Raw genomic sequence first — 21,642 nt, 5'->3', positions numbered from 1 at the left:
CGGAAACTCTCCCTCCCGATGTCGGACCCGCCGACTAACGTCAGCCGCTCATGCCTCCGCCAGGAGCACGGCACACGAGGGGACGCGCTGTGACCACCAAGCCCGAGCACCGGACCGGGTACCGGATCTCCATCGTCGACGAGGACCCGCTGCGGGCGCGCAAAGAAGCGCGTGAACTGCTCACGGGGATCGCCGATGTCGACCCCGGCGCCGCTCTGGACATTCCCCGGCGGGACACGGGGGTCGGCGCGGCGGAGAAGGGCGGGCTCACGGCCGACACCATCGGCGTGCTGATCAGCGCCGGGTCGCTGGTCGCCGCCGGGGTGCAGATCTGGCTGGCCCGGGTGCCGCAGCGGACGATCATCGTGAAGCGGCCGGACGGGGCGACCCTGCACATCACCGGGAAGGAGGCCCGCGAGGACGACGAGCGGATCGAGCGCTTTCTCGCGGGCGGCGGTGAGGCTGCTCGCCGTACGGAGCACGACGGCCTCGGCGACAGCCCTGCGGCGGGCTGAACGCGTATGACCGACAACGACCGGTTCGCGATGCTCGTCGGCGTGTCGACGTACGAGAGCGACGCGTACCGCGATCTGCCTCCCGTGCGCGCCGACCTCCACTACATGCGGGCGGTGTTGGAGAACACCGAGATCGGCATGTACAACGACTGCGCGATGGTCGCCGAGCCGACCCGCGCGGAGATGCTGCATGCCGTCGAGACGTACCTGAACGCGCGGCAGCCCAGCGAGACGGCACTGCTGTACTTCAGCGGGCACGGGGAGTTCTGCGAGACCGACAACCAGCTGTACTTCCTGACCCGGGACACCGACCCGGACGATCTGCCGGGTACGGCGGTCCCGGCGGAGTTCCTGGAGCGGATGCTCCAGTCGTGCCGAGCCGCCTCGAAGCTGGTGCTGCTGGACTGCTGCTCCAGCGGCTCGGTCGTCCAGGGCTGGACCGCGAAAGGGCCGGCGGAAGCGCCCGCGCGGCCCGCGCCGAGCACGCTGCTGCGGCCGACGGGCGTGTACTTCATCACCGCGTCCGACGCGCTCCAGTCCGCGTCCGCCATGGCGCCGGACGGGTCGAGCCTCGGTACGTCCCGGTTCACCGGGGAGATCGTGGAGGGGCTGCGCAACGGGCGGATCAAGGAGGGCGGCTGGATCACGCCGGACGACCTCTTCGAGTACCTGACCGCACAGATGAGGCGTGACGGCGTACCGGAGGAGCAGCGTCCCACCAAGTCCACGATCAGGGCCACGAACCAGCTGCCCTTCGCCCGGTCGGTGGCCCGCCCGGTGCGTCTCGCGGAGCCGCCGCGCGACGCGGGCGAGGCGGGCCGGCGGTCCCCCGCCCTGCTGAAGGCCCGGGAACTGGCCGCGCTCGACGCGCGGGACGGCGTCGACTGGGAGCGGCTGCTGCGGTACTACGCGCACTGCCTCACCGCCCAGTCGGCGGCCGGTATGCGGCCCGACCGGGACAGTGGGCGGGACTCGAAGTACTTCCTGCTGGGCCAGGGCGAGGAGACCATCCAGTCCGGGCGAGGTTCCGTCTTTCCCGCCCCCGGGAAGCTGCCCAAGCCGCAGACGGCCACGGGCGGTTCGGCGGGTTCGGGCGGCGGTGACGCGGGAGCGCAGCAGGAGTACTGGTACGGCTATCCGGCGATCACGCTGCCCGTGCGGGACGGCGGGGACCGGGGACGCCGTACGGCGGTGGAGCTGGCGCCGCTGCTCATCCAGCAGATGGAACTGGCCCCGGACGAGGAGGGCCGGGACGTGCTCCGGCCCAGTGGCGTTCCCTCCCTGCACACGGGCGTAGTCGCGGAACTGCTGGACGCGGGCGACGCGGCCGACCTCGTAGCGCGCTGGCAGCCGTCCTGGCAGGAGGGCAACGACGCGCAGATGCTGCGCGCCGTACGGGAGTTGCTGGACGAGCTGGGGCTGCCGGAGCTGGAGCCGCTCGACCCGTCCGCGCTCAGCGAGCGGACGGTGATGCAGGCACTGCGGCCCGGCGCGCACAACGCGGCCGTACTGCTGGTGCCTTCGGGCGTGGAGGCCAAGGCCACCGAGGCCCTGGTGGACAACCTGTTGCAGATGTCGACCCGGACCGGGCAGATCCCCGGCACCGCCCTGGACGCGCTCCTGAGCGGCGGTGAGGGCGGTGCGCGGGACGCGTCTTCCGTCGCCGTGGTGGCTCCGGGGCCCTGCAACGAGAGCCAGGAGGCGGTCATCTCCTCGGCGATGACACGGCCCCTGACGGTGGCGACCGGGCCGCCCGGCACGGGCAAGAGCGAGGTCGTCACGGCCGTCGTCACCACCTGTGTCGCCGCCGGCCAGTCCGTGCTCGTCGCCTCGACGAACAACGAGGCCGTGAACGTCGTCGCCGAACGCTGCGACGACATCGCTCCCGGCCTGCTGATGCGGACGGGCAACGCCGAGGCGCTGGAGCGGGAGGCGGCCAAGCTGGAGCGGCTGCTGAGCGAGCCGGTCCAGCCTCCGAGGCGCGGATCGGCCACCGTGGGCGGGCAGTTGCGCAGTGCCCGCAAGACCGCCGACGGGCTGCGGGCGGAGGCCGCGCGACGGGTCGGCGAGGAGGGACGGCTGCTGGAACTGCTCCAGGAGCGTGCTGAGCGGGCGGATGCGCTGGAGCTGCCACTGCCGCTCCTGGAAGGTGTCTGGGTGGCATCGGGCGAGGACTCCTCGACCGCGCTGGGGCGCTGGGAGGACCGGGCGCGGAAGGTGGCCGGGGCCCCCTGGTGGCTGCTCGGCCCGTGGCGTCGGGGGCGGGCGCTGGCCGCGCTCGTCTCGGCGGTGACCGATGGCGCGGAGGAGAACCGACCGGATCTTACGGACCGGCCGTCGTGGCCGGAGTGGGCGACCGGGCGTCCGGTACGCGCGGAGTTGCTGGAGTCGCTGGCGGACACGGTGGCCGTGGAACGGGAGGTGCGGACGCTGGTCCCCAGGCACACGGGATGGGACGAGGACGGGCTGCGGCGGTCACGGCTGGAGGCGGCGGGCACGCTCTCCGAACTGTCGGCGGAGTTGTCGCGGGCGGTGTCCGCCGAGGTGCTGACGCGGGGGCGTGGGCTGATGCAGCAGCGGCTCCAGGCGCTGCGGAGCCGCTCGGGCTTCCAGCGCAGCCAGAAGAACCTGCTGGCGCACATCAAGGGCTGGGCCGTCAGCACGCACTCGGTGCGGCAACTGGAACTCACCCCGAAGCTGTTCGACCTCGTCGTCATCGACGAGGCGAGCCAGTGCTCCATCCCGTCGGTGCTGCCACTGCTGTTCCGGGCCCGGCGGGCGCTGATCATCGGCGACCCGATGCAGCTGGGGCACATCCCCGGCGTCTCCCCTCAGCAGGAACAGCAGGCGCGGGTCCGGGCCGGGTTGAGAGCGGCACAGTTGGAGGACCACCGGCTCACATACCACGTGTACTCCTCGTACCACGCGGCCGAGCAGCACGGCGATTCCGCGCTGCTCCTCGACGAGCACTACCGGTGCCACCCCCGGATCGCCGACATCGTCAACGGCTACTGCTACGCGGGCCAGTTGCAGGTCCTCACCGACGTACGGCGGCAGATCCCGGCCCTCGACCCGGTGGGAGCGGCCGATCCGGCGCCGGCGCTGGGCTGGGTCGACGTACCGCGCGGGGAGTCGGCGCGGGGCGGCGACGGGCGGTCCTGGCGCAACGCGGCGGAGGCGGAGGCCGTGCGGCGGGTGGTGGACGAGCTGCTGGCGCGGCTGCCGGAGGATGCCACGGTGGGTGTGGTCACGCCCTTCCGGGCGCAGAAGGACGCGTTGGCGCGGGTGTGGCGCGACGACGACCGGGTCCGGGTCGGCACCGTGCACGCCTTCCAGGGCGGGCAGCGCGACGTGATGGTGCTGAGCCCGGTGGCCACGCACAACACTCCGCCGAGGACGACCCATTGGGTCGCGAGCCAGGTCAACCTGTGGAACGTGGCGGTGACCCGGGCCAAGTCCCAGCTGATCACCGTGGGGGCGCACGCGTTCTGGCAGGGGCAGAGCGGACTGCCGACGCTGCTCGCGGAGCGCTCGGCGCCCCTGGGTGCGGACATGGACGAGGCCGACGGGCCGGTGGTGTCGGCCGGCCCGGCGACCGGGTTCCGCGAGGAACTCGCCGACCGGCTCCAGCAGTACCTGACCGAGCGCGGGATCACCGACCTGGAGCGGGCCGCGGTGGTCGGCGGCAACTCCGTGGACCTGCTGTTCACGGAAGGCGGGGAGAACACGGCAGTCCTGGTCGACCCCGGCCCACCGCCCGGCGTCGACCCGGCACGGCACCTACGGCTGACACACGCGCGGAGCGACCTCCTGACCGGGCTGCCGTCCGGGGGCTACGGGGCGAAGGCGTGCCCGGTGGGGCGCACGGTGCGGGTTCCGGCCTGGCGGGTCCTGGCGGGAGGGGAGGTGCTGGCGCCGCTGTTCGGCTGAGCGGGGAGGGGCTTCCGCCGGGCGCCGGTTCAGGTGCCGGGCAGGGACCGGACGACGTACGTCATGTGCTGGACGTTGCCCGCCCAGAGCCACTGGGTGTGGGTGCCGGTGCCATCGCTGTCCGTCACGGGCCCGTCGGCGCAGTCGCGCAGCCAGGTCTCCCCGGCGCTCGCGACCGCTTTCCGGAAGTCCGGCAGATCGCGGATCCGGCCGGCGGCTGCCCGGATGCCCGCTGTGCGGTCCGGCCCGCCGTTCAGCACCTTGCAGAGCACGAACGAGCGGTCGGTGGTGTAGCGGAGGACGCCCCAGGGCGGGCCTCCGTCTCCCGCCTCCGTGGCAAGGGCCGTGGGAGATTGCACTCCGTAGTCGCCGTATCTGAGCCGCGAGAGGCGTTCCCGGCGCGCCGCCCGTATCTCGTGCCACATGTCCCAGTCGGCGCGAGGCTCCTCGTGCGGGTCCCCCAACCGCATCATGTCGTCCGTGACTTGGGGGAACGCCCCGCCGAGCACGGCGACCGTCCGCCAGCCGTCGGCCAGTGGCACGAGCGCGTCGAGGGCACGCAACGCCTCCTTCCCCGCGTCGGGGCGGCCGGGCAGGACACCACCCAGGTCCAGCAGGAGATCGACGGGCACCTCGCCGCCGACCCGGTCCAGCAGTGCGCCGACGTCCTCGGCGACGGCTCCGTCCCACTCCCCCGGCATGCGAACACGGATGCCGACTCCGCAGCCGCAGCGGCGGGCGGTCTCCACCGCAGCTGCCCGTTGGGCCTCACTCCGCTCCGGCCCGGTCACCGGGCGCAGCAGACGGTTGATCGCGGTGCACTCGTCCAGGACAGCGGCGAGTGCCGGTATCTGCGCGGCCTCGGCGAAGGGCGCGTCGATCCAGCCCGGATGGCGCCGGTGCACGCCCCTCACCCGGCGCAATTCCTTCTGCCAGTGGGCGCTGTTGAGTTGCTCCGGGGTCGTCCCTGGAGAGGGCGGGAGGTTCCAGAGGGGCGCGATCGCCGCCTGTATGTCGGGCCGAAGGCGTTCGTAAGCGATCCGGGCATGCTGCCGGACCGGCAGAACGGGAACATAGAGCGGTTCGGACATCGCGGCTCCCCCTCGGCACTGCCCGCGCGCTTTCCGTTCTCGTCAGGGTCCGTGCACGGTGTGGCGTGTGGAAAGAGAGCCCTTTCGGTCCGAATGGCTGAAGTGCGCAAGTACCTGGTGACGGTGTGACGCAAGTTGTACGCTTCGTGATGCTCGGTGGTCGGACGCGCCAAGTGGACCGCACACATGGGGAACTGAGCGGCAGTCAGGTCTGCCTCAGGGACCGTCCGCCGTGCGCCGACCAGTTCGATGCCCGGGTCTTCGTGTCCCGGCCGTTCCACGATGGGCGCGAGGCTTGAACCACCGGATACTCGGTCTCACAGTGCGCAACTTCCGCACCCTGACCGACACGAAGCTGCCGCTGGGGCCCCTGACCGTCATGGTCGGCCCGAACGCGGCGGGCAAGTCGAATGTGCTGCACGCGCTGGAGTTCCTGGGGGACGTGACTCGGAAGGGAATCGAGTCGGCGTTCGAGGAGCGTGGCGGATTCGACGTCCTGGCGTTCCGGGGCGGCCGGAATCCGGTGTCACGGATCTCGGTCGGCGTCGAGGGCATCTGGTCCGACTTCGCCTCGGAGGAGGCTCCGGACCGCTACGAACTGAGCATCTCCCGGCGTCGGCTGGCTCCGACGGAGCGTGGCCGAGCGCAGTACACGACGTACCGGAAGGAGCTGTTCGCCCAGCACCCGGTGGAGGGCGCGGAGACGTCCGTCGAACTGACGAGTGGTTCCCTGACGGTCGACAGCCCACTGGAGGCGGAGAGGTCCTGGGGACCCGTCGGCATCGGACCGATGGCGTCCGCCCTGCACAGGGATCAGGTACTGCCCGAGGGTCTCCCGTCCGCCCGTGCCATGGAGAGCGTCAGGCGCCATCTGTCCCAGATCCGGGTGTTCGACCCGGACGTGAGGGAGGCCCGCAAGCCGTGGGGCATCAGCGAATCGGGCCGCTATCTGGCGAACGACGCGTCGAACCTCGCCGACTTTCTGAGAGAGCTCCAGGAAGACGGCGACGCCTGGGAGTTCCTGCTCGAGGACGTCCGCAAGGTGGTGCCGCAGATCCGCGACATCCACCTCGTGAACCCTCCCGACTTCGCGTCCCACCGGACGGCGGTGGAGTTGGAGGAAGAGGGCCTGCGGGGTCGCACCCGCCTCACAGAGGCGTCCTGGGGCACTGTTCGCATCCTGTGCATGCTCGCGATCTTCCATGACCCCGAGCCTCCTCTGCTGACCTGCATCGAGGAGATCGACCACGGGATCCATCCGCACGCGCTGAGCCTCATGGCCCAGCGGCTCCGAGAGGCGAGCGAGCGGAGCCAGTACCTGGTCACCACGCACTCCCCGGTCTTCGTCAACGAGTTGGAACCCGAGGAGTTCGTGCCCTGTGAGCGTCGGCCCAGCGGCGCCTCCGTGATTCCCGCACGGAAGCCCGAGGACACCCGCCGAGTACTCGAGGTGTCCGAGTACGAGCCCATGGGGAATCTCTGGTACTCGGGGTCGATGGGCGGGACGCTGTGAGCCCCGCCCCGCGTCGGCGGCGGTCGGTCATCGTCGTCGCCGGCGAGAGTGACAACGACCGGGAAGTCCTCCAGCACCTGATACCCGCGCTCTACCCCCGATGCCCCAAGGTCGTCACGATCAACGACAAGATCCGGCTCGCGCCCGCCCTGCTCCAGCTCAGCCCGCGGATCGAGACGCTGCGCGACAACGCCCGGCGCAAGGCGGAAAGCTGCGGCGCCGAACTGGCGGGCGTCGTCGTCCACGCCGACCTGGACAAGGTCTCGGACCAGACGTACGACCAGGTGCGGGACAGAATCACGGCTCAGCTCGAGAAGGCCCTCCCCTGCAACAGCGCGCTGGCCCTCTCCGCCGTCGAGATGGAGTCGTGGCTGATGCTCTTCCCCGACGCGTTTCCGAAGGTGCGGCGCGGCTGGACCATGCGGCCGGAGGACCGCCTGAAAGATCTCACCAAGGTGGCGAACCCGAAGGAGCACCTCAAGAAGCACCTCGGCAAGCCACCGTACCGGGAGTCCGACTCTCCGAAGATCATGGCCGAGGCCGTGAAGCTCGGCCAGGTCATCGCACGTCCGCCAGGCAACAACAGGTCGTTCCGGGACTTCGCGGACCAGTTGGCTAAATGGGGGAGATAGCGGGCCGACCGCGACTGTCAGCCACCCCCTATACGGTGGTACCGATCACCAGGGCACCGGCATCGCAAGGGGGACCGTCGTGAAGCCCACCATGGCCGCCGCGCAGCTCCGCGGCAGTCTGACGCAGTACCTCACGACGACGTACGCCCTCGCCGACGAGGACACCCGCGGCGCTCTCGAACGCTTCCTCGGACATCCCGAGACCGGTATCTTCCGCGGGCCCTATCTGCGGATCAGGACGCCGTTCCATGTCGCCGACGACGGGTGGGAGCGGGAGCTGGAGTGGTCCGCCGGGTTCCCGGGATTCGCCCCGTGGCGGCACCAGGCCAAGGCGTGGGCGCGGCTGTCCACGCTGCACGGGCCCGCCAGGCCGACGCTGGTGACCACCGGCACCGGGTCCGGCAAGACCGAGTCGTTCCTGATCCCCGTACTGGACCACTGCCGGCGGCAGAAGGCCGAGGGGCGGGCCGGGATCAAGGCCGTGCTGCTGTACCCGATGAACGCGCTCGCCACCGACCAGGCCGGGCGCATCGGGGAGTACCTGGCGCGGCCTGAGCTGGCCCAGGTCACGGCGGGGCTCTATATCGGGGATCGGCCCGACACCGACTTCCGGCGGGTGATGACGCGCCGCGAGGAGATGCGTGTCTCGCCGCCGGACGTGCTGATCACCAACTACAAGATGCTCGACCTGCTGTTGCAGCGGGGAGAGGACCGCAGCCTGTGGGACGGCGCCGAGCCCGCGTACGTCGTGCTGGACGAGTTCCACACGTACGACGGCGCGCAGGGCACCGACGTGGCGATGCTGCTGCGCCGGCTTGCCGCCGCCACCGGCGCGTCCCGGCCCGGCAGGCCGCTGGGGTCGATCTGCCCGGTGGCGACCTCGGCGACGCTGGGTGAGGGTGCGCCGGGCAAGGAGGCCGGCGGCATCCTCGACGTGGCGGCGCGGGTGTTCGGGATGCCGTTCCCGGCGGACGCGGTCATCGGTGAGGAGCGGATGACCGCCGACGAGTTCACCGGCACCGTCGACTACGAACTGCCGGAACCGCCGCCCCCGCAGGAGGTCGTGGCGGTGTCCGGCGGACCGGACGTCGAGGCCCGGCCCGACCTGCTGGACCTGGACGCCCTCGCCACCCGGATGCTGGGCCGCTCCGGCCTGGACGCCTTCCGGATCGGACGGCTGCTGAAGCGGCACGACTTCACCCACGGCGTGCTGTCCCTGCTCAGCGGGGAGCCGCTGGACGAGTGGGCGCTGCGCGAGCGGCTCGCCCGGTTCGGCTACTCCTGGGGCCGCACCGCGCGGGAGAATCCTCTGCTGGTGCTGCAGGCCCTGTCCCGGTTCGTGGCTCTGCTGTCGGCCGCTCGGGACCCGGACTCCGACGCGCGCAGACCACGGCCGCTGCTGCACATCGAGGCACATCTGTGGGTGCGGCCCGTGACCCGGGTGCTGCGCGGAGTGGGCCGCACCCCCGAGTTCCGCTGGTACGAGGACGACCGCACCGCCGCCCGCCGGGCCGCGCTCAACGCCGCGCCGTCAAATGACGAGGACCCGGACGCCTCGTCCGGCAGCTATCCGTCGTCCGCGAGCAGTCAGCCGCTGCCGGGCACCGACACCGCGCCGCGCCCCGCACAGGTGCACCTGCCCGCCGTGTACTGCCGTAACTGCGGGCGATCGGGGTGGGCCGCCCTGTCCCCGGAAGCCGACCCGCAGCAGCTCGTGATGGCCCAGGACCGGATCTGGCGGGCCGGGGTGGGCCGGGACAAGCGGCGTGTCCGCTACTTCATCTCCGCCACCGCCCGCGAGCGGCGACAGGCCCTCGACGCGCTGACCGGTGCACGCCCTTCGGACGGCGGCGTCGACCCGCTGTCGGTCGTGGTGCTGGACGGCGGGCAGGGGACCTATCGCATGCCGACCACGGGCGACGACACAGATCTCGTCGACGCCTGGTTCGCCTTGGCCGTGCTCGACAAGAAGACCGCCGACCGGGCCGCCAAGGACGACCGGTGCCCGGCCTGCCACACCGACAACAGCATCCGCTTCCTCGGCACGGCCCAGGCGGCCCTCGCCTCCGCGACGGTCACCCAGCTGTTCACCGGCGGCGACATCGCGCTCGTACCGGAAGAGCGCAAGACTCTGCTGTTCAACGACTCCACACAGGACGCGGCCCACCGTGCGGGATACGTCGCCAACGCCTCGTACAAGTTCTCGCTCCGCTCGCTGCTCGCCCACAACCTGGACGAGTCCGGTGCGCCGACCGCCCTGAACGACCTCATCGGCCATGTCCTGGACTCGGTCGATGACCCGGAGGCGCTGGCCGCCGTGGTGCCCCCCGATCTGCACGACGAACCGGGCGTCGACCGGCTGCTCTCCGGGCGCGGCACGGGTGACGCGCGGACCTGGCGGCTGATCGGCGAACGGCTGGCATTCGCGACGGTGATGGAGTTCGGACTGCGCAGCCGCATGGGCCGCACCCTGGAACTGACCCGGACCGCCGCCGCCGAGGTCGCCGTTGCCGACCCGGAGCGGGTCACCGACCTGGCGCGGGACCTGCACCTGACCCTGCCCGGCCAGCTACTGGCGGTCGGCGGGCTGCCCACACCCGAGCGCTATCTCGCGTACGTCCGGGGCCTGCTGGAGCGGCTACGGCTACGTGGCGCGGTGCGGCACCACTGGCTCGACACCTGGATCAAGGAAGTCGGCGCCGACCGGTATCTCATCTCCGGGCGCAGGCCGGACGGCATGCCCGCCTTCCCCGAGGGAGTGGCCCCGCCGCGCTTCCTGGTCGACGGGCAGAAGGACAAGACCCTGTTCGACTCGATCACGGGACGTCTGGGGTGGTACCAGGACTGGACCCGCAGATGCCTGGATCTGGACGCCGCCGGGGCCACCGAGTACCTGCGCAGGCTGCTGCCCGCCCTCGCCGACGCGGGCGTCCTCTCGGTGCGGACCGCCCGCGACCGCCAGACCCGCGTCTACGGGCTGCAGCCCGGCCACATCGAGGTGCGGCTCCTCGACGACGCCGTCGTCAACAAAGCCTTCGTCAGCTGCGAGGACTGCCGCTGGCAGCAGGTCGTGGCACCCGAGCGCCGCACCCGCTGGTACGGCCATCCCTGCCCCCGCTACCGGTGCAAGGGCAGGCTGACCGCGCCTCAGGTCGACCCGTTCGCCGTCGAGGCCGAGGTGTCCCGCTTCGGATCGGGCCCACTCGTACCGGAACGGGACTACACCGGCGACTACTACCGCCGCCTCTACCTGACGGGCGGCACGTTCCGCGTGGTGACCGCCGAGCACACGGGCATGCTCAGCCGCCCCGAACGGGAACGCGTCGAGCGAGCCTTCAAGACGGGTACGCACTACACCGACCCCAATGTGCTGTCGTGCACCCCGACGCTGGAACTCGGTATCGACATCGGCGACCTGTCCGCCGTGCTGCTCGGCTCGCTGCCGGCCGGTCCCGCCAACTACGTGCAGCGGGCCGGACGCGCCGGGCGCCGCACGGGCAACGCGCTGATCGTCGCGTTCGGCGGACGCAAGGCACGCGACCTGTACTACCTGGACGAGCCGCGCGAGATGATCGCCGGGACCATCCTGCCGCCGGGCTGCTACCTGTCGGCGGTGGAGATCCTGCGCCGCCAGTACACGGCACGGCTGCTGGACCTGGCGGCCCGTGGCGAGCTGCGGACCTCCGACGGCGAAGTGCTCGCGCCGCTCCCCCGGCTGTCCTCCGCCCTGTTCGGCACCAGCGGGTGGTGCGAAGACCTCGCGGATGCGGCGAGAACGCACGGGGCGGCGCTCGTGGAGGAGTTCCTGGCACTGTTCCCCGACGACAGCGACGGGCGAGACCCTGACGGTTCCGACGGTGCGGGCGTCTCCGCGTACGCGGCGGAGGAACTCCGGGCGTACGCGACCAGTGGGATCGCGCGGGCGTTGCAGGAGGCCGAGGAGTACTGGACGGGGCGGCGCGAGGAGCTGCGCCGCAGGATCGCGGCGATCGACGAGGCCGCGGAGCAGCTGGCCCAGTCCGACGAGTCGCAGGCCCGAGAACGGCGCGAACTGCTCGCCGAGCGGCGGGGCGCCGGGGACCTGCTGCGGGAGCTGAGCCAGTCCAGCGCCCATGCCACCCTGGTGGACCTCGGGCTGCTGCCCAACTACAGCCTGACGGACACCACCACTCAGCTGGAAGCGACGCTCTACTGGACGGAGACCCCGGAGGACGACGACACCGACACGGCGGGAGCCGCCGAGCGGGCCGCCGTCCGCAAGGTGTACCGCAGCGAGACGCGGGACTACGAGCGGTCCCGCAAGCTGGCCCTCACCGAACTCGCCCCCGGCAACAGCTTCTACGTCAACGGCTACCGTCACGTGGTGCGTGCGCTCGACGTCGGCACTCCCGAGCGCCGCGCCTGGTCGGTGTGGCGGCTCTGCCCCTCCTGCGGATACGTCCGCACCGAGGAGCAGAACGCCGAGCACAACACCGCACCGTGCCCGCGCTGCCAGGGCCGGGAGATCGCCGACGCGGGCTGTGTCCAGCGCGTACTGCGGCCCAGGCGGGTCCTGTCCCGCGACAAACGCGACGACGCCCGGGTCCGCGACGACCACGATGAACGGGACCGCAGGCGCTACGCGGTCCTCACCACCGTGGACATCGACCCCGACCGTCTGGCACCCGGCTCCTGGCGGCACGACACCGCCGTGTTCGGCGTGGACTTCACCCGCCACGCCACGATCCGGACACTGAACCTCGGGCTGGACCGCGAGGACGGCAGCAGCACGGTGCCACTCGCCGGACAGGACGTACGGATCAACCCGTTCTACGTCTGCACCGAGTGCGGCGGCGCCACGGCCGACGGCCGACCGGTGGTGGACGTGGCGCAGCACGCGCTCACCGAGTCGGGGGCGGCGAGCACCCCGGCCGCCCAGCACCATCAGTTGTGGTGCGCGCGGCGCCGTGTCCGCAAGCCGGTGACCGATGCGGGTGAACAGCAGGGCAAGGGCCAGGACGTGCCTCTGCTGCTCGCTCACGAACTGACCACCGAGGCCGTGCGCATTCTGCTGCCCGCGTCGGTGGCACGCGTCAAGGAGCGGCTGGCGTCGTTCACCGCCGCCCTGTTCGTGGGGATCGCGGCTCGTTACGGTGGCGATCCCGACCACATCGACATCGCAGAGGCGACCATGCCCGACCACGCGGGCGATCTGGACGCGGACTGGCCGAGGCGCTTTCTCGTCGTCTACGACCGGCTGCCGGGCGGCACGGGCTACCTGCACCGGCTGGCCTCCGCCGACGGCTTCCGGGAGGTCCTGCTCAGGGCACGGGACGTCATCGAGGGCTGCGCGTGCCGCGAGAAGGGGCTCGACGGCTGCCACCAGTGCCTGCTGCGGCGGGTACCGGCGGCCGACTACGACAAGGTCAGCCGGGGCGAGGTCCGCCAGATGCTGGACGAGCTGCTGGGCGCCGACGGTGAGCGGTGGCGCACCTCACCGGTGGCGACGACACGTCACATCCCGCTGCAACGACAGGCCGAGAGCGACCTGGAGATCCTCTTCATCGACACCCTCCAGGACTGGGCGAAACTGGCCGAGTCGAAGGCCGCGGCGGACACGTACACGACCTCCGCCGGTACGTACGCCCTCGACCTGCGGCTCACCGCGGCCGACGGGTCCACCGTGAGCTGGCGTGTCTCCCAGCAGCGCACCCTGGACGACGCCCGGACCCGGCCCGACATACTCCTCGAACGGCTGGACACCCCCGGCCCGCGCGTGGCCCTGTACCTCGACGGCTACGCGTACCACGCCACCCGTGAGCACAACCGGCTGGCGGACGACGCGATCAAGCGCACCCGGCTCCGGGCGGACGGCCTTCGCGTGTTCCAGCTGACCTACCCCGACGTCAAGGAGTGGCGTCAGCGGATCAAGGACACCGGGTACGCGGGAGCCGGCCCCGCCGCCCCCGTGTGGGAGCCGTACGGCGCGGCGGGACAGCAGCGGGCCCGCGACTACTACGACCGCGTGGGCCGGGGTTTGCCCGGCGAACTCGCCGAGACGGTGTGGGTCAACCCGGCCCGGCTGCTGCTGGCCTATCTGCGCTCTCCGGACCCGGAACGCTGGCGGCGGCGAGCGGAAGCCGCTGCCGCCGGGCTCAGCGGGGCGGACGGGGTCCGCTCCGCCGCGCTCACCGGCGAAGGAGTCGGCGAGGGCCTCCGGGCAGCGTTGCGCGGCGGCATGCCCGCCGGGAGCGCCGGACCCGTACGGCTGCTGTCCGGCCGCGACGCGTCGGGCTGCCGTCTGGTGCTGGCCGCCGACGGCCGACGCACCCCGCCCGCGTGGACGGGACTCACCGTCCTGGACGACGGTGACGCGGCCCTGGCCGACGAGCCGGCTCACAAGCGGCGCTGGCGTGCCTGGCTGTACTGGAGCAACGTGCTGCAGTTCCTGGAGCACGGCGGTGGAGACAGTGCCCAGCTGACGTCGAGCATGCTTGACGGCTTCGCCCCCGAGGTGCTCACCGTGACCGGCGGGGAGGGCTGGCTGACGTCGACACGTACACCGGTGCCATCGCCCGCGGACGAGCTCGCGTCCGTCGGGGTCGTCCCCGCGCCCTCGGTGCCTGCCGTGAGCAGCGGTGAGGCGGTCCCACCGAGGCACTCCACAGGCGAGGGACTCGGCGCGGAGGGACCGGTGCGGGATCCCGGTTGGGACCGGGTCATCGAGTATCTCGACCCGGAGGAGCCGGGGCTCACGGATCTCGCCCACGCGCTGGCCGACGCGGCGGTGCCCGCACCCAAAGACGGCTACGAACTGGACGGCCACGGCTGGCAGGCCGAACTGGCGTGGCCCGCCGCCCGGATCGGCGTGGTCCTCGCCCCCCGCACGGACGGCGACGAGCCCGACTACGAGGCACAGGACCGGGACAAGGCGTTCTCAGCGGCGGGCTGGACGGTCCGCACCGCCGCCGAATGGGACCCGGCGGCGATGATCGCCCGGCTCACGGAACGACGGCACGACAGCGACACCATCAGGGACGGGGAGCCGAAGCGATGAACACCTCGGGCGTCACACTGCGCCTGCTCGACAAGGCCGACAAGGAGATCCTCAAACTCCCCCGCACGGTCAAGGGAGCGTTCTTCGACTTCCAGCACAAGTTCCGGAGCAACCCCCACACCACCGGGCTCAAACTCCAGCAGCTCAAGGGCGACAGCAGGCTCTGGTCGGCGCGCGTCAACGACGAGTACCGGGCGCTGCTGCTGCGGCTCGCCGACGACGACTGGCTGATCGTCTCCGTCAAGCACCGCAAGGACGTCTACAACCGGCTGTCGTACGGCGTCAACCAGGTCACCGGCGGCATCGAGTACGTGGACCTGGAGGTGGTCGAGGACAGCGTCCTGCGCCGCCTCCCCGCCCCGCCCGCACCGGCCCCCGCGCCCACCGAACCAGCCGCGCCCGCACAGCCGGAACCCGTGCGGCCGTTGTTCGCCGACTGGTCCGACCAGCAGTTGTCGGAGCTCGGTGTCGCCGAGCCGCTGCTGCCCGTCATCCGCACCCTCGCCACCGAGGACCAGCTGCTCGGCCTCGTCGAGTACGCGCCGCAGCTCACCGGTGAAGTGCTGCTCGCCCTGTTCGACGGAGCGTCGTACGACGACGTCCTCGACCAGGTGACCCGGCCGGTGGCCGCCACCGAGCCGGTCGACCCGGACGACTTCGAGGCCGCGGCCCAGCGGCCGGCGACGGTAGTCACCACAACGGACGACGCCCTGCGGGAGGCCCTGGAGAGCGGCGACTTCGGCCGCTGGAAGGTCTTCCTCCACCCCACCCAGGCCAGGCTGGTCGAGCGACGCTACAACGGCCCCGCCCGGGTGGGCGGCGGCCCCGGGACCGGCAAGACCATCGTCGCCCTGCACCGGGTGCGGCATCTCGTACGGCAGCTTCCCCCGGGCCGGGACAAGCCGGTCCTCCTGACCACGTACAACAAGAACCTCGCCGCCGACCTGCGCTCTCGGCTGCTGGAACTGGGCGGCGAGGAGCTGCTGAGCCGGGTGGAGGTCAGCCACGTCGACCAGCTGGCACTGCGCATCGTCCGCGAGGCGGAACCGGGCAGCGGCAAGCAGGCCATCGACGACAGTCAGGCCGTACGCGAATGGAGCGGGCTGCTCGACGAGTTGGGGGAGAACACCTGGGACCCGGAGTTCCTGCACGACGAGTGGACACAGGTCATCCTCGGTCAGGCCGTCGGCACCCGCACCGACTACTTCCGGGCCCGGCGGGCCGGACGCGGCAAGAACATCGGACGCGCCGAGCGCGCCGAGATCTGGCAGCTCGCCGAGCGCTTCACCCAGCGACTGGACCGGCTCGGGCGGCAGACCTGGGACCAGGTGGCGGAGCGTGCCGCACGGCTGGAGATGGGCCGCGAACAGCGCATCCAGAACATCGCCCGACAGCGGGAGGAGACGGGCGGCCTCGACAACATCCACCTCCAGGACGGTTCAGGAGGCTGGCTGCGCCACCGGTACCGGCACATCGTGGTGGACGAGGCGCAGGATCTCCGCCCCGCCCACTGGAAGATGCTGCGCGCGATGGCCCCTCGCGGTGCCGACGACCTGTTCTTGGTCGGCGACACCCACCAGCGCATCTACAAGAACCAGGTGACGCTGGGCAGCCTGGGCGTCAACATCCGCGGTCGGTCCTCGAAACTGAGCCTCAGCTACCGCACGACACGGCAGATCCTGCGCTCCGCCCTCGGCGTGCTGGGCGAGACGACGTACGACGACCTCGACGGCAGCGAGGAAACGCTGGCCGGCTACCGGTCGGTACTCAGCGGTGGGCTGCCGGCCGGACACGCGTTCCCGGACTGGGCCTCCGAACGGGAAGGCGTGGCCGCGCTCATCAGGGAGTGGGACGCCGACACGGGCACGGCCATTCCGCACGAGCAGATCGCGATCTGCGTGCCGACGAATCAGATGGCGGCCGAGGTGGCCTACACGCTCAAGCTGCACGGCATCGACTCGGTGGAGATCCGTTCCGACGGCCCGCACGGTTCCACCGGCGTGCACATCGGCACGATGTTCCGGTTCAAGGGGCTGGAGTACCAGCGAATGGTCATCGCGGGTGTAGCAGACGGACTTGTGCCACGCGAAGCCGTCAACAGCCTGCGGGACAGGGATCCGGCCCGTTATCGGCACGAGATTCAACGGGCCCGGTCCCTGCTGTTCGTGGCGGCGACAAGAGCACGCGACAGTGTGGACGTGTTCTGGCACGGGAAGCCCAGTCCGTTCCTCGACGATTCATGGGTCGACACGCCAGAGTCGGCATCCTGAAGCCTGCCCACCTACTGGTTAGACAAGGCGAACAGTGCGCGGACCCCATTCAACGGGCGCATTGTTGAGCCTCATGGGGTCTGACCTGAGGAAATGAAGAGCGGCAGACGAGTCGGGCTGTACGCCGGGTTCTGTCACCCGACCGCCTCGCGGCGGCCGGGGAGACGGCCATCCATCTAGGGCCGGCGTTGCCGCCGGCCTCGTGCGGTCTACCCGCGGACTCGGGCGGGCTGCCCTCGAACGTCCGCGCAGGGCCGCTTTTCACGGCGGCCCCTCTTGACCTTGCTCCGGGTGGGGTTTACCTAGCTGCCCAGGTCACCCTGGGCACTGGTGGTCTCTTACACCACCGTTTCACCCTTACCGAGGACCGAGGTCCCCGGCGGTTTGTTTTCTGTGGCACTGTCCCGCGGGTCACCCCGGGTGGCCGTTAGCCACCACCCTGCCCTGTGGAGCCCGGACGTTCCTCGGGAAGCTCCCCGTCAGGGGGACTCCACGCGGCCGTCCGCCCGGCTCGTCTGCCGTGTGGACCATGCTACCCGGCGTCCGCCACCCCTCGATGCCGTCGATGCCGGTGACGCCGACGACGCCGTCGCCAGGAACGAGCCCGCCAGGATCAGGGCGAAGGAGGAGAGGACCGCAGGGGTCAGGCGTTCGTCCAGGAAGACCGCTCCCGCCGCCACCGCCACCGCCGGGTTGACGTACGTGAAGACCGTAGCCCTCGTCGGGCCCACCTCTCGGATCAGTTCCAGGAAGGCCACGAAGGCGAGTGCTGTGCAGATCACGCCCAGGGCCGCCAGGGACACCAGGGCCTCGGTCGAGGGCATCGTGGACGGGCGGGTCAGGGCAGCAGCGGGCGCGTAGACGACTGCCGCGAGCAGCAGGACCGGGGCTATCAGTTGGAGTGTGGGGACCTGCTTCAGGTGGCGGGCCATGATCAAGGGGGCCGTCGCGTAGCCGATCACCGTGATCAGGACCTCGGTGAGGGAGAGGACGTTTCCGCCGGTCAGGTGGGGGATGGTGAGGATGCCCACGCCTCCCATGCCCAGGGCCAGGCCTGTCATGCGGCGGGCCCCCAGGCGTTCCGCGTCGCCGAAGAAGCGGGCCAGGAGCACGCTCACGATCGGGACGCCCGCGATCAGGAGGCCGGCCGTGGAGCTGGAGAGGTGGCGTTCGGCGTCGGTCAGCGTCCACCACGGGCCGATGACCTCGATCACGGCGAACGCGAGCATCGGGCGCCAGTGCTGTCGGACCACGCGGGTCAGGTTCCCCTGGCGGATCGCGAAGGGGAGCAGGAGCGCCGCGCCCAGGGCACAGCGTACGAAGACGACCATGGACGGGGAGACCTCGTCCACAGCCACTTTGATCATCAGGTAGGGGATGCCCCAGAGGACTCCCATCAGGGAGAAAAGGAACCAGCCGCGTGCAGTCATGAGGAGAGTGTCCGGTGGATCAGCGGCGTGGGTCTTGAACGCTGTTGCGGTACGCCGCCGGGGTCACTCCCAGCACTTTCCTGAACCAGCGCGTCATGTGCGCCTGGTCCGCGAAGCCCACCTGGACCGCCGCTTCCGCCGGGCGGGTGCCCGCCTCCAGCAGGCCCCGGGCCCGTGCCACCCGGTGCTGGGCCAGCCACGCGTACGGCGGCATGCCCATCGTCGTACGGAAGGCGCGGAGGAGCTGGTAGCGGGAGAGGCCCAGGTCGGTGGCGAGGTCGGCGAGGGAGGGGGGAGCCACCAGCTCATCTGCGAGGCGGTCGCGTACGGCTAGGGCGATCGTGTCGGCGCCGGGGAGTCTGTCGGAGGTGAGGCGGGACGTCGAGTGGCGGCGGGCCAGGGCCGTGAGCAGCCAGGGGAGGCGGGACTCGGACTCCAGCGGGTCGGGGCAGGTGCTCAGCTCGGTGTGGGCCGTGCTCAGGGCGGTGGCGAGCTCGGGGTCGTGGAGGAGGGGGTCGCGGAAGTGCGGGGTGCCGCCGAGGATGCCATCGGTGAGCAGGGCGGGGACCGGGTAGAGGGCGCGGTAGGCGTAGGTGCCGAAGGCCGACTCGCCGGTGTGGACCTCGCCGGGGGCCAGGACGACGATCGAGCCCTCCCCCACCGTCAGGGCGCCGCCCCGGTAGTCGATGCACGAGGCGCCCCGGACACAGATGCCGATGCTGAATTCCTCGTGGGTGTGCGGGGCGTAGCGGTGGCGGTCGAAGCGGGCGGTCAGGAGGTCCAGGGGGTGGTCGGGACGGCCGAGGGTGGTGCGGGTCCATCGGGTCTCACCACGTGTGCCCACCTCTGCCCCCGCTCCACTCCGCCTCGCCCCGCCGGTCACCGGCCACCGGCCACCGGCCACCGGTCCTCCAGGCTACGCCCGGCTGGGCAGGAGGAAGGTGTCAGTGGAGTCAGGGGAAGCCTGAGGTAGTCAGAGGAAGTCCGAGGTCTCCAGGTCGAAGGCGAAGGGGTCGGGGAGGGTGAGCGGCTTGCCGAAGGGGACGGTGCGGCGTTGGCGGTAGTCGTCGTCTCGGGGGTCGCTGAGGAGTGTCGCCTGGGAGGAGTCCCGGTCGATGAGCAGGTAGAGGGGGATGCGGCCACGGGCGTAGCACCGGCGCTTGACCTCACGGTCGGCCTCGGGCCTGGTGGAGGTCACCTCCAGCACCATGGATACGCCCTGGCTGGGCATCCAGGAGGGCGCGCCGCGGTACAGCCGTAGTGCCTGGGCGGCGAATGTGCCGTCCGGGATCACGTGGTCATGCGGGCATCCGTTCGCCCGTCCCAGCTTCAACCCCTTGTTGCCGGAGAACTGCATGTCAGTGCGCGATCGCTTGATGACCTGGCTCAGGACCAGGCCGACGCAGTCCTCGTGGTCCCCGTCCGACGGTGCGGCCACCATGATCTCTCCCTCGATCAGTTCCGCCCGGAAACCGTCCGGGGTCCCCAGCGCGAAGAAGCCCTCCAGCAGAACGTCCTCATCCACGAACGTCTTGAGCGCCTTCTGCGCCTCGTGCGACTTGAGCGCCTTGCGGATCACTGCGGTCATGTCATGCCCCTCCGGCTTCGTCGCTCGCCAGAATGGGACCTCGGACGGGCAGCCGGTCGCGAGATCGGGCCCGTTCCCTCGATCGTGGCACATGATCCCGGTCACTGTCCGTCGCCGGGCCCGTCGCTTGACCCTGCCGCAGCGTCAACGTTTCTACTGGTCGTATGCGGATCGGAGAACTCGCCGCGGTCGTCGGGGTCACCCCGCGTGCCGTGCGGCACTACCACCATCTCGGGCTGTTGCCGGAGCCGGAGCGGCGGGCCAACGGGTATCGGGACTACACCTTGCGGCACGCGGTCGTGCTCGCGCGGATCCGGCGGCTGACGGAGCTGGGGCTCGGGCTGGCCGAGGTGCGGGATGTGCTCGCGGACGACGCCGGGCGTGAACTCGTCGAGGTGCTGGGCGAGTTGGACGATGATCTGGCGCGGCAGGAGGAGGAGATCCGGGAGCGGCGGGGGCGGTTGCGCGTGCTGATGGAGGACGCGCGTGCCGGGCGGTTGCCGGCCGAGGGGCCCGTTTCCGCTGAACTCGCCGCGTTGTTCGGCAGGTTCGGGTCCGCACCGCACTCCCCGATGGCAGCCAAGGACCGGGAGGTGTTCGCCCTCCTGGAGACGACTGCCACGCCCGAGGCTCGCGCGGAGCTGCTCGCCTCGTTGGAGAGCATGATGTCGGCCCCGGGCGCGGTGGAGCGGGTGCACGAGGCCTACGCGCTGCTCGACGCGCTCGCCGACGCCGAGCCCGACGACCCCCGGGTCGCGGAGGCCGCGCGCGTACTGGCCGGCCTCGTCCCGCCGGAGATGGTCCCGCGGGACACCGGCATCGACCTCGACGGCAGCGGGGACAGCGGCGGGAACGGGACCGGCACCGGCAGCTTCCTGCGTGCTTTCTACGCCGACTTCGCACCGGCCCAGGCGGAGGCCATCCGCCGCACGCTCCGGATACTGAGGGAGGACCGCCCATGAGGACGATCGAGAAGACGACCGAGAAGACGGTCGAGAAGACGGTCGAGAGGACGTACAGGGTCGCGCGCTCTCTCGTGCGTCATGAGCTTCTGCTTCTGGCCAGCCTGTTGCGCTGGGTGGCTCGGCGTCCGCACGGGGTCGGGGCGGAGGGTGCGCGGGCCTTCGGGTACGCGCGGGGGCAGGGAGCCATGATGTTCGGGTTCGGCTTCGTGTGTGTCGTCGAGACCGTGACCATGTCCGTCCTGCTGCGGGACTTTCCGCTCGCGCACTCCGTCTTCCTCGTCCTCGACCTCTATACGATCCTCGTCGTCGCCGGGCTGCACGCCGCCTCCGTCACCCGCCCGCACGTCCTCACCGACACGACCCTGCGGCTGCGCCGCTTCGCCAGCGTGGATCTGTGTGTCCCGCTGAGCGCCATCGCCTCCGTCCGCCGCGAGTTGCGTACGACGCACGAGAAGCAGGACGGCGAGCTCAACATGGAGGTCGGGTCGCAGACCACCATTACCGTCGAGCTGGTCCATCCCGTCGCCCACTTGACGTTCTTCGGCCGTCGCAGGGAAGTGCGTCTGGTGCGCTTCCACGCCGACGATTCCGATCCACTCGTAGGTCGTATAAGAGAGTTCATGCCGGAACGAAACGCACCTTCGCCGCTCCCGGCTCGGCCGCCTGCGTGAG

The 21,642-nt window shown here is 71.1% G+C and carries 11 protein-coding genes, 1 other RNA gene and 1 pseudogene; 8 read left to right on the top strand and 5 right to left on the bottom strand.

The features are described from left to right. The first annotated feature begins 89 nt into the window (after positions 1 to 89). Complete coding sequence (locus ACZ9QC_RS30180; RefSeq protein ID WP_472915994.1) at positions 90 to 515, top strand: effector-associated constant component EACC1; 426 nt, start codon at positions 90 to 92, stop codon at positions 513 to 515. Between the two features lie 6 nt (positions 516 to 521). Continuing rightward, positions 522 to 4,445: a caspase, EACC1-associated type gene (locus ACZ9QC_RS30175; protein ID WP_472915993.1), complete on the top strand. Its 3,924-nt coding sequence runs from the start codon at positions 522 to 524 to the stop codon at positions 4,443 to 4,445. Between the two features lie 29 nt (positions 4,446 to 4,474). On the opposite strand, the gene ACZ9QC_RS30170 is transcribed toward ACZ9QC_RS30175, so the two are convergent. Beyond that, positions 4,475 to 5,536, bottom strand: a complete 1,062-nt coding sequence (locus ACZ9QC_RS30170; RefSeq protein WP_472915992.1) for a beta family protein — start codon at positions 5,534 to 5,536, stop codon at positions 4,475 to 4,477. A 295-nt stretch (positions 5,537 to 5,831) separates the two neighbouring features. Here ACZ9QC_RS30170 and ACZ9QC_RS30165 point away from each other — a divergent pair, with 295 nt between their 5' ends. From ACZ9QC_RS30165 to ACZ9QC_RS30150, 4 genes are all read left to right on the top strand, one after another. Beyond that, positions 5,832 to 7,049, top strand: a complete 1,218-nt coding sequence (locus tag ACZ9QC_RS30165; protein ID WP_472915991.1) for an AAA family ATPase — start codon at positions 5,832 to 5,834, stop codon at positions 7,047 to 7,049. Continuing rightward, positions 7,046 to 7,681: a hypothetical protein gene (locus tag ACZ9QC_RS30160; protein WP_472915990.1), complete on the top strand. Its 636-nt coding sequence runs from the start codon at positions 7,046 to 7,048 to the stop codon at positions 7,679 to 7,681. The genes ACZ9QC_RS30165 and ACZ9QC_RS30160 overlap by 4 nt, the downstream gene beginning before the upstream one ends. A 79-nt stretch (positions 7,682 to 7,760) precedes the next feature. Further along, complete coding sequence (locus ACZ9QC_RS30155; protein WP_472915989.1) at positions 7,761 to 14,717, top strand: DEAD/DEAH box helicase; 6,957 nt, start codon at positions 7,761 to 7,763, stop codon at positions 14,715 to 14,717. Then, entirely contained in the window at positions 14,714 to 16,987 is a 2,274-nt protein-coding gene (locus ACZ9QC_RS30150) for a UvrD-helicase domain-containing protein (protein WP_472915988.1), read from the top strand. Before ACZ9QC_RS30155 ends, ACZ9QC_RS30150 begins: the two co-directional genes overlap by 4 nt. A 104-nt stretch (positions 16,988 to 17,091) precedes the next feature. Here the strand turns inward: ACZ9QC_RS30150 and rnpB are convergent. From rnpB to ACZ9QC_RS30130, 4 genes and pseudogenes are all read right to left on the bottom strand, one after another. Then, positions 17,092 to 17,501: RNase P RNA component class A (gene rnpB / locus ACZ9QC_RS30145), an RNA gene on the bottom strand. Between the two features lie 136 nt (positions 17,502 to 17,637). Further along, positions 17,638 to 18,354: pseudogene (locus tag ACZ9QC_RS30140) on the bottom strand (DMT family transporter); the annotation flags it as partial. A gap of 82 nt (positions 18,355 to 18,436) precedes the next feature. Then, on the bottom strand, positions 18,437 to 19,261 hold the full coding sequence (locus ACZ9QC_RS30135; protein WP_472915987.1) for a helix-turn-helix domain-containing protein: 825 nt from the start codon (positions 19,259 to 19,261) through the stop codon (positions 18,437 to 18,439). A 129-nt stretch (positions 19,262 to 19,390) separates the two neighbouring features. Further along, positions 19,391 to 20,005 carry a Uma2 family endonuclease gene (locus ACZ9QC_RS30130; RefSeq protein WP_472915986.1) on the bottom strand — a complete coding sequence of 205 codons (615 nt, stop codon included), beginning with the start codon at positions 20,003 to 20,005 and terminating at the stop codon, positions 19,391 to 19,393. A 164-nt stretch (positions 20,006 to 20,169) separates the two neighbouring features. Between ACZ9QC_RS30130 and ACZ9QC_RS30125 the strand changes: the two genes are divergently transcribed. Beyond that, positions 20,170 to 20,967 (top strand): MerR family transcriptional regulator, encoded by a 798-nt coding sequence (locus ACZ9QC_RS30125; RefSeq protein WP_472915985.1) that lies wholly within the window; start codon positions 20,170 to 20,172, stop codon positions 20,965 to 20,967. Continuing rightward, entirely contained in the window at positions 20,964 to 21,641 is a 678-nt protein-coding gene (locus ACZ9QC_RS30120; RefSeq protein ID WP_472915984.1) for a hypothetical protein, read from the top strand. The genes ACZ9QC_RS30125 and ACZ9QC_RS30120 overlap by 4 nt, the downstream gene beginning before the upstream one ends. Position 21,642 lies beyond the last annotated feature (1 nt).

The sequence above is a fragment of the Streptomyces sp. HUAS MS02 genome (assembly GCF_055702265.1).
Note: the sequence above shows the minus strand (reverse complement) of the source record. Positions and strands in the feature narration are given on the sequence as shown.